Annotated in this window: 11 protein-coding genes; 6 read left to right on the top strand and 5 right to left on the bottom strand. The window is 32.3% G+C overall.

Annotation, left to right across the window (positions count from 1 at the left end; genetic code table 11):
• Positions 1 to 4: 4 nt before the first annotated feature.
• Positions 5 to 1,288, top strand: coding sequence for a glucose-1-phosphate adenylyltransferase (locus tag ACFOWM_RS01775; protein ID WP_379706228.1), 1,284 nt, complete (start codon positions 5 to 7; stop codon positions 1,286 to 1,288).
• A gap of 62 nt (positions 1,289 to 1,350) precedes the next feature.
• Here the strand turns inward: ACFOWM_RS01775 and ACFOWM_RS01770 are convergent, their stop codons facing one another.
• The gene (locus tag ACFOWM_RS01770) at positions 1,351 to 2,121 is read right to left on the bottom strand and encodes a GLPGLI family protein (protein WP_379706226.1); all 771 of its coding nucleotides are present in this window, start codon (positions 2,119 to 2,121) and stop codon (positions 1,351 to 1,353) included.
• A gap of 20 nt (positions 2,122 to 2,141) precedes the next feature.
• Positions 2,142 to 4,901 carry an outer membrane beta-barrel protein gene (locus ACFOWM_RS01765; protein ID WP_379706222.1) on the bottom strand — a complete coding sequence of 920 codons (2,760 nt, stop codon included), beginning with the start codon at positions 4,899 to 4,901 and terminating at the stop codon, positions 2,142 to 2,144.
• Positions 4,902 to 5,024: 123 nt separating this feature from the next.
• Here ACFOWM_RS01765 and glgB point away from each other — a divergent pair, with 123 nt between their 5' ends.
• Together glgB and ACFOWM_RS01755 are read left to right on the top strand one after the other, a co-directional pair.
• Positions 5,025 to 6,962: a 1,4-alpha-glucan branching protein GlgB gene (gene glgB / locus ACFOWM_RS01760; protein ID WP_379706219.1), complete on the top strand. Its 1,938-nt coding sequence runs from the start codon at positions 5,025 to 5,027 to the stop codon at positions 6,960 to 6,962.
• A gap of 23 nt (positions 6,963 to 6,985) precedes the next feature.
• On the top strand, positions 6,986 to 8,014 hold the full coding sequence (locus ACFOWM_RS01755) for a tetratricopeptide repeat protein (RefSeq protein ID WP_379706217.1): 1,029 nt from the start codon (positions 6,986 to 6,988) through the stop codon (positions 8,012 to 8,014).
• Positions 8,015 to 8,061: 47 nt separating this feature from the next.
• On the opposite strand, the gene ACFOWM_RS01750 is transcribed toward ACFOWM_RS01755, so the two are convergent.
• On the bottom strand, positions 8,062 to 8,367 hold the full coding sequence (locus ACFOWM_RS01750) for a hypothetical protein (RefSeq protein WP_379706214.1): 306 nt from the start codon (positions 8,365 to 8,367) through the stop codon (positions 8,062 to 8,064).
• A 16-nt stretch (positions 8,368 to 8,383) separates the two neighbouring features.
• Entirely contained in the window at positions 8,384 to 9,976 is a 1,593-nt protein-coding gene (pgi, locus tag ACFOWM_RS01745) for a glucose-6-phosphate isomerase (protein ID WP_379706211.1), read from the bottom strand.
• Here pgi and ACFOWM_RS01740 point away from each other — a divergent pair.
• From ACFOWM_RS01740 to ACFOWM_RS01730, 3 genes are read left to right on the top strand one after another with little or no spacing between them, the layout of a single operon-like run.
• Positions 9,967 to 11,019, top strand: coding sequence for a glycosyltransferase family 2 protein (locus ACFOWM_RS01740; RefSeq protein ID WP_379706209.1), 1,053 nt, complete (start codon positions 9,967 to 9,969; stop codon positions 11,017 to 11,019). The genes pgi and ACFOWM_RS01740 overlap by 10 nt on opposite strands.
• A gap of 2 nt (positions 11,020 to 11,021) precedes the next feature.
• Positions 11,022 to 12,224: a glycosyltransferase family 87 protein gene (locus ACFOWM_RS01735; RefSeq protein ID WP_379706206.1), complete on the top strand. Its 1,203-nt coding sequence runs from the start codon at positions 11,022 to 11,024 to the stop codon at positions 12,222 to 12,224.
• Entirely contained in the window at positions 12,221 to 12,997 is a 777-nt protein-coding gene (locus tag ACFOWM_RS01730; protein ID WP_379706204.1) for a polysaccharide deacetylase family protein, read from the top strand. Before ACFOWM_RS01735 ends, ACFOWM_RS01730 begins: the two co-directional genes overlap by 4 nt.
• On the opposite strand, the gene ACFOWM_RS01725 is transcribed toward ACFOWM_RS01730, so the two are convergent.
• Positions 12,988 to 14,004 (bottom strand): threonine aldolase family protein, encoded by a 1,017-nt coding sequence (locus tag ACFOWM_RS01725; protein WP_379706201.1) that lies wholly within the window; start codon positions 14,002 to 14,004, stop codon positions 12,988 to 12,990. The genes ACFOWM_RS01730 and ACFOWM_RS01725 overlap by 10 nt on opposite strands.
• Positions 14,005 to 14,205 lie beyond the last annotated feature (201 nt).

Raw genomic sequence — 14,205 nt, 5'->3', positions numbered from 1 at the left:
ATTTATGACAAGCAAACAAGTTGTAGCCGTTATTTTAGGAGGAGGTGCAGGTAGTAGATTGTACCCACTTACCGCTACCCGTAGCAAGCCTGCAGTACCTATTGCAGGTAAATATCGTTTAGTTGATATACCCATTTCAAACTGTATTAATAGCAATATCAACCGCATGTTTGTATTAACCCAATACAACTCAGCCTCTTTAAATAAGCATATTAAAAACACCTATCAATTCAGTGGTTTTAGTAGCGGTTTTGTTGATATTTTGGCGGCAGAACAAACACCTGATAGTTTAGGCTGGTTTCAAGGTACGGCAGATGCGGTGCGCCAATCATTAAAGCATATCGAAAAAAATGACTTTGAATATGTATTGATTTTAAGTGGTGATCAACTCTATCAAATGGATTTTGCTGAAATGATTGATAACCACAAAGCCGCAGGTGCTGATATTACCATTGCCACAATACCTGTTGGTGCTAGCGAAGCCACTGAATTTGGTATTTTAAAAACAGATGAACACAATAGCATTACCTCTTTTATTGAAAAACCTGCTGCAGAATTATTACCAAATTGGGTAAGCGATACTGGTGAGGCAATGCAATCTATGCAACGTAACTACCTAGCCTCTATGGGTATTTATATTTTTAGCAGAAAAGTATTGTTCGGTTTGTTAGATGAAGAGAAAAAAGATGCAACTGATTTTGGTAAAGAAATTATACCTGATGCTATTAATAAATATAAAGTAATTAGTTATCAGTACGGTGGTTATTGGACGGATATTGGAAATATCTATTCGTTTTTTGAAGCCAACCTTGCTTTAACAATGGATATTCCGCCATTTAATTTGTTTGATAATAATCGTATGATTTTTACCAGAGCAAGAATGTTACCACCGGCAAAAATAAGCGGTACCACAGTAAAACAAACACTTATTGCTGAAGGTACTATTAGTCATGCTGCCTCAATAACCAATTCAGTTATTGGTATACGAAGTAGAATTGGAGCTGGTAGTGTAATTGAAAGTTGCTATGTAATGGGTAACGATTATTATGAAACCATCGAAGAGATTGCTCATAATTTTGAACATGGTATTCCTAAAGTAGGTATTGGCGATAATTGCGATTTAAAAAATGTAATTGTCGATAAAAATTGTAGAATCGGCAACAACGTAAAAATAAATGGTGGTAAGCATTTACCTGATGCAGACCACTCTTTGTTTACTATTAAAGATGGTATTGTGGTGATAAAAAAAGGCGCCACTATACCTGATGGGTTTGAACCAATTTTATAAAGATTGTTTACATAAAAAAGAGCCACAGCTATAATAACTGTGGCTCTTTTTGTTTTATATAATTATAACATCAATGACCAAACAAACCTATTTTTTTGTTGCTGTGCTTCCTCTTTATCGTCACCACCATCCCACCAATCTTTTGTTCTTTCAAAAATGGTATTTTTAATAAAGGCATTGTTGTAATACTTTTTTGCAGTAGTGGGTTTAATGTCATTAAACGCAACACCATTTATTGAAACTTTGGTAGCTATGAAAGATGTAAATAATCTTGGAATAGTAACACCCATAATTAAGCCAGGTAAACCGTTTATTGAACATGGCCCACCTGATACCATAATTTCATCAGTATAAAATGCAAATACATATACACTATCAAAAATTTTACCTACTGCTTTTCTACAATTAAAACCAGCAATATTTCTACTTTCATTGGTTAATACCCAATTAATGGTTGGTATTGTATCTTCAATATTGAAGGTACTTCCAAAAATATTTTTTTGTGTAATCAATTTGTTTTTGTTGAAATCAAAAAACCAATTATTCGCTTCATCGTCTCTACGCATGTATTCAGGTAATTTTGATTTTTCATCCCAACGATTAAACTTATATATACTTTGATTATTAGCGAATGTGTATTGGTAATAGCTGATTTTAAAAGTTGGTAAGTTTTCTTTCATCATTTCAGCCCAACTATCATTACCCATTGTTTTTTTAATATTGGTTTTTACTTCATATTCCACCATTGCTTTATCAATAAATTGTTGTTGTTGTGCATTTGAAGCAAATACAAAGCTTGAAATAAGTATAGTGAACAAAATATATAGTTTCATAATAAAATTATTAAGGTGAATTAATTTGCTTTAGGTGCTTTGTTTTTAAAGTTCCAAGCAAAGCCTAACATAAAGTAGCGCTTTAAACGGTCATTTCTAGTTTCTGTAAAAGTGTTACTGTAAAAATTACGATCTATCCCTATGTTTTGGTTAAGAATATCTCTTATTACACCATAAACAGTAAACTCATCACTTTTAAACGTACGTTGCAATTTTGCGTTCCATAAGCTATTGGTAAGGCCTGGTATTTGTGCCGTTTTTTGTCGTGCAATAATATTAAAGTCAGTACTTATTGACCATACTTTTTTGTAATAAACAGTTGCATCAGCCCCGGCACTGTAGGTTAGGTATTTGTTGGTATTATTGTTTTGAGAAGTGGTTTGTACATTATAATCAATTCGGTTATTAATGCTAAAATCGTATTTTTTTTCCTTGCTTTTTGACACATAAACTGATGTACCAAAATTAGCCGTATTAGAAAAGCTCAATTGATTATTAATAACATCAGCAAACCTATTGTAACCTATATTTTGATTGAAGTTAAAACGAGTATCAATTTTTTTGGCTTTAAAACCAAAACCGCCATAATAATTCAAATTAAAATTACCATTTGTATTGGTGGGTTGTGAAATAGTTTTACCCGTATTTGCATCAATAAAACGGTTATTAGTAATTGAGTTACTGATGAATGATGCATTTAAAGATTGATAAGAAAACAAATCTTTTAAGAAGTTATACGAGTTAGATGAGATGTTAAAATTATTATAGAATGATGGTTTTAAATTAGGGTTACCCAAAAATAAATTAAACTGATCGTTATTATTTCGCAACGGTTGTAATTGATTAATAGTAGGTTGCCTTGTTGTTCCGTTGTAATTAAATCGATATGATTTGTTTTTTTTATTCGTAAAATTAATAGACGCACTTGGTGAAAAGTTCGTAAAATTTCGAGGGTATGTTTTATTAAAACTAATATCTTTTAAATCAAAATTGGTAAAATTAACTGCTGCACCTACATTGATTTTTAATTTTTTGTAACTGTAATTCAATCGCAATGAAGGAATGTTTTGAATAATAGATTGTTTAAAATCATTAGACAATGAATCAACTTTAGTATCATACTTTGCTGATAAACTGTTGTATGCAAAACTTTTTTGCTTATTGGTACCACTATTTATGGCTAATTGATAGCCAATTTCTAAAGCATAATTTTTGCTTAATGGCTCTGTGTAAATCAATCTTGTATTGATGTTGCTGCTATTGTTTTCAAAATTTTTAGTTTGATCAATTAATTGTGCGGTATTATTTACCACATCAACATTATTTGATTGTAACAAGTTATCACCTTCATTGTTTAAATTATTTACATCAGTATTAATAGATAATGTTCGCCTATTTTTTTGAAAACGATGTTTGTAAATAACATTACCACTTAAGGCTTGTTTATTGTTCGAATTTTTTAACAAACGAGTTGATGTGTTTTTAATATTACCAAACTTACCGGTAGTAATAGCATTCGCAAAATCAGTACTGTTGGTTTCGTAAAAGTTTGCATTGCCCGTAATTTTTAACGTGTTAAATGAATCAATTTTAATGTCATAAATCGCTTTTAACTTAATATTGGTTCTATTGATATTGACAACATCATTGCTATTATTATTTAAAACCGAATCACCAATTTGTGTTTGGCGGTAAACATTGGTGGTATTGTTGTAACGTTGGTTATTGTACTTTGGCGAAAAATTTAAAGTTGTTTTATCGTTCCATTTATTGCTGTATTGTATGCCTGCATTGGTATTGGTGATAAAACCATTTTCAGTATTAACATAAGGTTCTTCATCATTTGAACCACCACGGTATGAATAATTACCTTCATCATCTACAGTAAAATTATTTTCACCACCACCAAACTTTTCTTCATCTTGCCAACTTAAACCATCTTGCCCAGTATTACCATTTAGTAAAAAGCCACTTATTTTTCTCTTGCCTTTAAATGAACTCAGCAAAATATTATCATTAAACCGATTAGGTATATTTTTTTGTAATCCACCAGCAACATCTACCTTACCAAAATAGCCCGATTTTTTATTGTCTTTTAATTTAAGGTTGATTGTTTTTTGTGTAACGCCATCATCAATTCCTGTAAAAGTTGCTTGGTCACTTTTTTTATCAAATACTTGAACTTCCTTTACAGCATCTGCTCTTAAGTTTTTAACCGCCATACCGGGGTCGTCACCAAAAAACTCTTCACCATCTACTAATACCTTTTCAACGGTTTGTCCTAGTGCTTTAATTTGCCCATTTTTATCAACTTGTATACCGGGCATTTTCTTCAATAACTCTTCTACATTTGCATTAGCACTTACTTTAAAACTATCCGCTGTATAAACAGTAGTATCGCCTCTTAATTTTATGGGTGAGCCAGACTTTACTATTACAGCTTCTAACAATTTACTTTTAGGCGTAAGAGCAATATTGGCAAGGGTTTCATTGGTGTTTTTTACACTAATATCATCAACAAAATCAGCATAAGCTGGGTGTGTAACGCTTAAAATGTAATTACCTGTTGGAATATTTTTTAACTGATAACTTCCATCTGCTTGTACCCTTGTAAAGGCTTTTAAAACTGAATCTTTAGGTGTTAATAAAACCACCACTGCATTACGAACACTATTGCTAGATGATGTATCTTTAATAAAACCTGAAATTTGTGAAGTTTGTGCCGAAACTTGGCCAATAAATAAAATGCAAATGAAAAATTGAATAATTTTTTTGAACATGCAGTTTGTTTTGAGGGTAGTTAATTTTTTACAAATATGTATAGTTAAATTTTCGTTGCAAACTAACATATCATAAATTAAAGTTAAACGATTACATTACTAACGGTGAAATAGCATACATCAATGGCATACGAAGACGAACATTTTATTGACAGTACCAAAATGGTTTGGAATTATTCATTGTTTAACGATGATGATATCAAGCTTTTCAAAGCAGGTAAATTATTTTATGGTCATGAAAAATTTGGGTGTCATTCAATACAAGTGCTACAAACAAATGGTTTTTACTTTGCTGTATGGGCGCCCAACGCAACAGCAGTAAGTGTTATAGGTGAGTTTAATGGATGGAAACATCATCTTCATCCACTTTTTGTAAGGCTCGATGAATCAGGTATTTGGGAAGGATTTATACCACGATTACCCGAAGGTGTTGTGTATAAATATTACATAAAGGGCTTTGAAGGTAAAGAAGTATACAAGGCAGACCCTTATGCATTTTATAACGAAAAACGCCCTGGTACTGCATCAATCACTAAAACATTAACCTACAGTTGGGAAGATGATCATTGGATGCAACACCGAAAACATAACAATGCTTTGCAAGCACCTTGGAGTGTGTATGAGGTTCACTTAGGTAGTTGGATGCGACCTAAAAAAGATGATCCCAACCTTTTTAATACTTATTTAGATTTAGTAGATCGCTTAGTGCCGTACGTGAAAAATATGGGCTTTACTCATGTGGAATTTATGCCCATTACCGAATACCCTTACGATGGTAGTTGGGGTTACCAATGTACCGGTTTTTTTGCAGCCACTTCAAGGTTTGGCACCACAGGCGATTTAATGTATTTAATTGATCAAATGCACCGCAATGGCATTGGTGTAATTTTAGATTGGGTGCCATCACATTTTCCGGCTGATGAGCATGGGCTTTATTTATTTGATGGTACGCATACCTATGAATATGCTGATATGCGTAAAGGTTTTCATAAAGATTGGAACAGTTATATTTTTAATTATAAACGTGCAGAAGTACGTTCGTTTTTATTAAGTTCTGCTCACTTTTGGTTAAAATACTATCATATTGATGGCTTACGGGTTGATGCTGTAAATTCAATTATTCGGTTAGATTTTTCAAGGAATGAGGGAGAGTGGGAGCCCAATGAACTGGGTGGTAGCGAAAACCTTGAGGCAATTTCTTTTTTGCAAGAAATGAATACTATTTTATACCGTGAGTTTCCTGATATACAAACCATTGCAGAAGAAGCATCAGATTGGCCCGGTATTACCCATGCTGTTTCAAAAAAAGGTTTTGGTTTTGGCATGAAATGGATGATGGGTTGGATGCACGATTCATTCAAATACTTTAAAAAACCCTGGAGCGATAGGGTAAAACATCAAAATGATTTCACTTTTAGCATCATGTATTTTTATGATGAAAAATTTATGTTGCCTTTAAGTCATGATGAAGTGGTGCATGGTAAAAGCCCCATGCTATATAAAATGCCCGGTAATGAGTTTCAGCAACACTCAAATTTAAAGTTGCTTTATACATGCATGTATACGCACCCCGGTGCAAAACTACTTTTTATGGGCAACGAGTTTGCTCAAACGAATGAGTGGGATTACAATAGTGAGTTGCAATGGGAACTGTTGCAATTTGACAGCCATAATGGTATGCAAGAGTGTGTACGTACATTAAACCACCTCTATAAAAATAACCCTAGCTTTTATGAGTGGCAGTTTGATAAAAAAGGTTTTGTTTGGGAAATGCTTACTATGGAGAATGAGGGCATTATGGCATACCGTCGCCGTGGTAAGGATAAAGCAAAAGATATGGTAATAATTATCAATGTGTCAAGTCTTGCATACAATGGCATAAGTATTGATTTAAAAGGTAAATTACATTGGAAAGAATTATTTAACAGTGACGATCAACAATTTTGGGGTAGTGGGTTGTATATGAATAATGAGCTTGACTGTAAAATTGTTGATAAAAAGAAACGTATCTGTAAAATAAATCTGAACATTAATGCGTTTACAGGTATCATCATCCAATAAAATATATCCAAAAAATCATAAATATGAAAAATCTGTTGAGCATATTAGCACTAATTTTTGCTGCAAAAGCATTTGCATTTGTGCCTTCTGATAGTGCACAATTTTATTTTGAAAAAGGTATGGTTGAAAAAAATGCCAAACGTTACTTGGTAGCCGCAAACCATTTTGAAAAAGCTATTTCTTTCAATAAATCATTTACAGAAGCATATATTGAAAATGCCGCAGTAAATATTGAGATGCGTAAAACCGATCAAGCTAAAGCTAATTTAGTAAAAGCATACGAATTACAACCAAGTAATAGCAAGGTAATTGAAGCGTTAACTGACTTGTATTACAATTATCGCCAATGGGATAAAGCCATTGAATTTGCATCAAAATGCACTACTTGTGGTAATACTGATAGAATTATTGGCATGAGTAATTATGAAAAAGAAGACTATGTTTTGGCCGAAAAAGCGTTATTGAAAGCTATCGCTAAAAAAGCTGACGATGCACAAGCTAATTACACTTTGGCTCGTACCTATATGGAAATGGAAGCGTATCGCAAAGCAGTTCCTTATTTTGAAAAGGCAGTGAGCTTATTACCTGAAAAAAATAATTGGGCCTATGAATTAGGTTTGTTGTATTATAACAACAATAACTATAGAAGCGCCGTAACAGCTTTTGAAGCAGCGTTAACGAATGGATATATTGCTAGCAATGATTTTAATGAAAACTACGGTTACGCATTGTTGTACTCAGGTAATTATGGAAAAGGTGAAGAAAAATTAATGGGTATTTACGCTAAAAAAAATAACAAAGAAATTATTAGAGATTTAGCTCAAATTTTATATGAACAAAAACAATATGATCGTTCGCTAGATTATTGTCAGAAATTATTAGAGATTGATGCTAAAGATGCAAAAGCATTGTACCAAGCTGGTTTAACCTTCCAAAAAATGGGACAAAAAGCAAAAGGACAAGGCATGTGCGATAAAGCCATTGAAATGGACCCTTCACTTGCATCGAAGCGAAGCAAGTCAATGGATCCGGGTGATATTGGGGCATTATAAACATTATAAAATAATAAAAAAAAGCGCACTTTAAAAGTGCGCTTTTTTTATTTCTTGGTTGGTATACCAACTGCATCATTATTTGATAAAGCTGCTACTGGCATTTTGTTAATATAGTAATTAAGATTTACCAACAAACAGTGCATATTATCTAAAGGTAAGGTTGTTACAGATGTGGCTTTTGGAGGCTGACTCACATCCAATGTCAAATTATTTAAACCTTGGTAACTGTCAATAATGCTACCTTTTAAACTGAGTGGTTCTTTTGCTTTTTTTAATTGCAATTGTGGAACTTGCTGTGCTTTTGAAGCATAAGTTGTTAAACATAATAATCCAATTATTAAACTTTTCATATGCTGAAATTTTAAATTATTTCCATTGGTTATATTGGTTAATTAACCCATTTGTACTGCTATCGTGGCTTGTAACCACTTCATTAGTAACCAACTCCTCTTGAATATTAATCGCTAATTTTTTGCCTAATTCAACACCCCATTGGTCAAAACTAAAAATATTCCAAATAACACCTTGCACAAATATTTTGTGTTCATAATAAGCGATCAATTGCCCTAATGTGAATGGCGTAATACGTTCAATTAAAAAAGAATTACTAGGGCGGTTACCTTCAAAAACCCGATAAACGTTTTCATGTTGTGAGCCATTCATTAATGCTTCTGTTTGAGCAAAAAAGTTACTCATTAATTTCATTTGATGATCACCAATAGGGTTATGCGATTTTGCAGCAGCAATAAAATCAGCCGGTATAATTTGAGAGCCTTGGTGTATTAACTGGTAAAATGCATGCTGTCCATTAGTACCTGGTTCGCCCCAAATAACTGGGCCGGTTTGGTAGCTAACTTTTTCACCATTTCTATCAACATATTTTCCATTACTCTCCATGTTACCTTGTTGAAAATACGCAGCAAAGCGATGTAAATATTGATCATACGGCAATATGGCTTCAGTAGCTGCGCCGTAAAAGTTACGATACCAAATACCAATCAAAGCCATTAAAACAGGTATATTTTTTTCAAATGGGGTTGTAGCAAAATGAACATCAGTAGCATGTGCACCCTTTAGTAAATCTTCAAAATTATTATAACCAATAGTAGCTGCAATACTCAAACCAATAGCACTCCATAAACTATAGCGGCCGCCAACCCAATCCCAAAAAACAAACATATTTTTTGGGTCAATACCAAATGCTGCTACATCTTTTTGGTTGGTGCTTAAAGCAACAAAATGTTTAGCAATAGCTGCTTCATTACCACCATTTTGAATAAACCATGTACGAGCAGTTTGAGCATTGGTCATGGTTTCTTGCGTAGTAAATGTTTTGCTAGCTATTAAAAAAATGGTTTCATCAACCGTAACTTTTTTGAGTGTTTCAGCAATATGTGTTCCATCAACGTTACTTACAAAATAAGGTTGTATACCTTCAACCCAATAAGGTTTTAGTGCTTCAGTAACCATTACCGGACCTAAGTCGCTACCACCAATACCTATATTTACAATGTATTTTATTTTTTTATTGGTAAACCCTTTCCAATTACCACTATGCACATCATCACAAAACTGTTTCATTTGTTGTTGAACTGCTTTTATGGCTGGCATTACATCTTCACCATCTAACACTACTGGTTTACCAGAAAAATTTCGCAACGCAGTATGAAGTACAGCCCGGTTTTCAGTTTTATTGATTTTTAGGGCTTCAAACATGGCACTAATTGCATCTTTCAATCCACACTCATTTGCCAATGCTAATAAAGAGGATAGTATTTTTTCATCTATATTGTTTTTTGAGAAATCAAATAAAATATTTCCATCTTTAATTGAATATTGTTGAAACCTTTTTTCGTTTGCATCAAACAAACTTTTTATGGTGTTATTTTTTTGACTGTTATACAAATCAGTTAATTGTTGCCAAGCCGCTGTATTGGTGGGATTTATTGATGGAAACATTATTTGAAAAATTTAGAAGCTACTTTGCTGTTTTAGAAATTTCCTTAACAACTAGTAAATTAAACATTAAATGGCGTAATATTGTAGTACCAAAATTAACGATTTTTTTTATGCTTAAGAAAATAAGCATTTTGCTTCCCGTTCTAAACGAGCAGGAAAATATTTTATTTATATATAATAAAATAAATGCCAATTTTGAACAACTATCTCAATATGAATGGGAACTCATATTTATTGATGATGGTAGTTCAGATAATACCTTATCTATTATAAAAGATGTTATCACTAAACATCAACATATTAGCTATATTAGTTTTTCAAGAAACTTTGGTAAAGACAATGCGTTGATGGCTGGTATGGATAAAGCTACAGGGGATGCACTAATCACAATGGATGCAGATTTACAACATTGTCCATCTTTAATAAATGAACTAATTAAACAGTGGGAAAACGGTTGGGAAGTTGTTTATTATTATAGGAAAAGTGATAACGTTTATTCAAGTTTAATATCTAAATTAAATTCAAAGCTATTTTATAAGGTGATGAATATTATCACAAACGTTTCTCTTGAAAATGGCATTTCTGATTTTAGAATTTTAGATAAAAATGTAGTAAAGGCATTACTGAACCTAAAAGAAGATAATCCGTTTTTTAGAGGTTTAATTAAGTGGGTGGGATTTAAACAATTAGCACTACCATATAATCCCGTACAACGATATGGCGGTAGATCAAGCTATAAACCTAAGGTATTGGTAAAACTTGCTATTAATAGCATCACTTCATTTAGCACCAAACCTTTAACTTTAGCCATATATATTGGTTTTGTATTTTCTTTTCTGTCGGTTTTATATATACCATATGCTATATTCAGTAAAATGTGTCATATAGCAATTTCTGGTTGGACTTCCATAATTGTTACCATTGCATTTTTTGGAGGGCTAAATTTAATGGTAATGGGTATCATTGGGCTTTATTTAGGTAAAACATTTATGCAATCAAAAGGAAGACCTTCGTATATCATAAGAGAAACTAACTTCAATTAGCTATGATTAAGTTAGGAGTTATGATAAGGCGTAGCGAATTTTTAAACAATAAATCACTATCGATTATAATTTGGTTTGGTTTAGTAATAGTAGCACTTGCTTTATCTTTCGTCAACCATTCTGGCATTAACAATTACTATATATTTAAGGGGGTTTTTGAGCATACCATACAGCAAAAAAATTTGTACTTGGCCTATCCAGAACAATATGAAGATGTAAATTTATACGGTCCTGTATTTAGCGTTGTTATTGCTCCTTTTGCAATACTTCCTAATATTTTGGGCAGCTTTTTATGGATATTATTTTCGGCATTTATACTGTATTATGCTATTCAACAACTACCAATTTCAAAAAATATTAAATCGGCAATTATAATTTGTAGCGCAGTTGAAATGATGAATGTAGCATCATGGTTTCAAAGCAATGCATTTATTGCAGCCTGTATTTTATTAGGCTTTTCCTTTATTATCAAAGAAAAAGAAGGTACAGCGCTATTTTTTATTCTTCTTGCTACCTTTATTAAGTTATACGGTATTGTTGGTCTTTCATTTTTTTTATTTAGTGATAATAAACGAAAATTCATTTTTTATACAATTTGCTGGAGCCTTGTTTTTATTAGTTTACCTTTATTGTTTACTTCAATTGATTTTATAATTCAATCTTACATTGATTGGTATCATGCACTCACAGTAAAGTCAGCCAAAAACATAGACATAACACAACAAAATTATTTACAAGATATCAGTGTAATGGGTATGATTAGACGTATTTTTAAATTTACACATTTAAAAAATATAGTCGTTTTTATACCTGCAGTTATATTATTTTTAATTCAATGTCTGTATGTGAAATACTACAATGATATTCGCTATAAAACTTACCTGCTTTGTTCAGTGTTATTAATGGTAGTAATATTTAGCACTAGTGCTGAATCACCAACTTATATTATCGCTTTTCTGGCAATTTGCCTTTGGTATTTTTTACAAAATAAAACAACCTACAATACTATATTTTTTATTTTTGCTTTTGTTGTAACATCATTCTCTTATTCAGATTTGTTAACACCTTCGTTTCGTATTTACATTGCAAGACCTTATGCTATCAAAGCTTTACCATCATTTATTACGTGGCTAATCATTTGCATGCAGGTGTATAAAAAACAATTTTTACAGATTTCTCTAGAAAACTTTAAAATAAATCAATGAGGTCCAAAGCATTTGTATTACTAACTTTTGATGTAGAAGAATTTGATCTTCCCATTGAATATAATGACATAATATCGATGGATGAACAATTAGCCATTGGTAAAAAAGGTTTAAACGAAATATTGTCTATCGTTGAACAATGCAAAGTATCTGCTACGCTTTTTACAACTGCACATTTTGCAAATAATAATAAAGATGAAATAAAAAAAGCTGCTTATTTTCACGAAATAGCTTCACACTGCTACTACCATGGTAGTTTTAAAGAAGATGATGTAATACAATCAAAAATAATTCTTGAGCAAATTATTGAAAAAGAAGTAGTTGGATTTAGAATGCCACGATTTAAACAAATAGAAAAAACACTAATTAAAAATGCAGGATACCTATATGATTCATCAATTAATCCTACATACATACCTGGTCGTTATAACAACTTAAATAAAAGCACGAAAGCTTTAATTGAAGATGAAATTACTATAGTACCTGTATCTGTAACCCCCTTTTTTAGATTCCCTTTATTTTGGCTTAGCTTCAAAAATTTACCATATTGGATATACAAAAGGTTGGCACTTTATACTTTAAAAAAGCAAGGTTTTTTATCATTGTATTTTCATCCATGGGAGTTTATTGATATTACCTCGTATAAAATACCTAGCTATACCAAAAAAAATTGTAAAGGAATATTATCAGCTAAACTTATAAGGCTCATCAATGAATTAAAACAAAATGCCACTTTTATAACAATGCAAGATTATATAACAGATCACATTTGATGAATAGTATTAACTACATGTTGCACCATATCGCTGCTCACATCTAAATGCGTTACCATACGTACTTGCGTTGGCGAAACCGCTAAGCAATAAATATTTTGCGATTGCATAAAATCACAAAAAGCTTTTGTACCAACATTATCTAACACTTCAAAGATGATGATATTGGTTTCTACCGGCATCATTTTACCAATAAAATCTTTATTCAGTAACGCATCTGCAATTTGTTTTGCATGTATATGATCTAACGCCAACATGGGTTTGTGATGTTTTAAAGCATACAAACCAGCTGCTGCCATGTAACCAGCTTGTCTCATGCCACCACCCATTACTTTGCGTACACGTCTTGCTTTTTTAATATAAGCAGCAGTACTTAATAAAACACTACCGATAGGGGCTCCCAACCCTTTACTCAAGCAAATTGAAATACTATCGAAAATGGCACCATATTGTTGTTCGTTTTGTTGGGTAGCTTCTAAAGCGTTAAATAAACGAGCACCATCTAAATGCAATTTTAAACCATGTTGTGTACACACTTGCTTAATTTGCTGCAAAGTATCAATAGCATAACAACTACCACCGCCACGGTTACAAGTATTTTCTAAACTCACCAATGAGGTAATTGGTTTATGTACATCATCAGGGTTAATAGCATTTACTACATCTTCAGCAGTTATCATGCCTCTATTTCCATCTATAGCCCTTACTTGGCAGCCGCTATTAAAAGCAATACCACCACCTTCATAAATATATACATGACTTGTTTTATCGCAAATTATTTCATCACCAGGTTGGGTGTGGCACTTGATGGCTATTTGGTTGGTCATGGTGCCAGTAGGGCAATAGATGGCTGCTTCCATACCAAATAATGCTGCACAATATGCTTCAAGTTCATTAACGGTAGGGTCTTCTCCAAAAACATCATCACCCACTTTTGCACTAAACATAGCCGCCAACATAGCTGCGGTGGGTTGGGTAAAAGTGTCAGATCTTAAATCTATTTTCATTAAAAAACTTGTGAATTTGAAAAAATGTATTTCAAACAAAATTAAATAAGCAATATTAAAACAGCACATTATATTTTAAACTACCTTTTTATGAACTAATTAGCAGAAAATTAGGGTCATAAAAAAACTATAAAACAGCAATAATATTATTCTAATTGCATTTTTAGCACGGTTATTGTATAGATATTATTCTCCAAACAA

It is taken from the genome of Ferruginibacter yonginensis (assembly GCF_042651465.1).
GTDB classification, from domain to species: Bacteria; Bacteroidota; Bacteroidia; order Chitinophagales; family Chitinophagaceae; genus Ferruginibacter; species Ferruginibacter yonginensis.
Note: the sequence above shows the minus strand (reverse complement) of the source record. Positions and strands in the feature narration are given on the sequence as shown.

Excerpts from the sequence above, each read along its gene's own strand:
- ACFOWM_RS01740 (WP_379706209.1), top strand. The coding sequence starts at position 9,967 with ATGGAAACATTATTTGAAAAATTTAGAAGCTACTTTGCTGTTTTAGAA.
- ACFOWM_RS01730 (WP_379706204.1), top strand. The coding sequence starts at position 12,221 with ATGAGGTCCAAAGCATTTGTATTACTAACTTTTGATGTAGAAGAATTT.
- ACFOWM_RS01775 (WP_379706228.1), top strand. The coding sequence starts at position 5 with ATGACAAGCAAACAAGTTGTAGCCGTTATTTTAGGAGGAGGTGCAGGT.
- ACFOWM_RS01765 (WP_379706222.1), bottom strand. The coding sequence starts at position 4,901 with ATGTTCAAAAAAATTATTCAATTTTTCATTTGCATTTTATTTATTGGC.
- pgi (WP_379706211.1), bottom strand. The coding sequence starts at position 9,976 with ATGTTTCCATCAATAAATCCCACCAATACAGCGGCTTGGCAACAATTA.
- glgB (WP_379706219.1), top strand. The coding sequence starts at position 5,025 with ATGGCATACGAAGACGAACATTTTATTGACAGTACCAAAATGGTTTGG.
- ACFOWM_RS01755 (WP_379706217.1), top strand. The coding sequence starts at position 6,986 with ATGAAAAATCTGTTGAGCATATTAGCACTAATTTTTGCTGCAAAAGCA.
- ACFOWM_RS01725 (WP_379706201.1), bottom strand. The coding sequence starts at position 14,004 with ATGAAAATAGATTTAAGATCTGACACTTTTACCCAACCCACCGCAGCT.
- ACFOWM_RS01770 (WP_379706226.1), bottom strand. The coding sequence starts at position 2,121 with ATGAAACTATATATTTTGTTCACTATACTTATTTCAAGCTTTGTATTT.
- ACFOWM_RS01750 (WP_379706214.1), bottom strand. The coding sequence starts at position 8,367 with ATGAAAAGTTTAATAATTGGATTATTATGTTTAACAACTTATGCTTCA.
- ACFOWM_RS01735 (WP_379706206.1), top strand. The coding sequence starts at position 11,022 with ATGATTAAGTTAGGAGTTATGATAAGGCGTAGCGAATTTTTAAACAAT.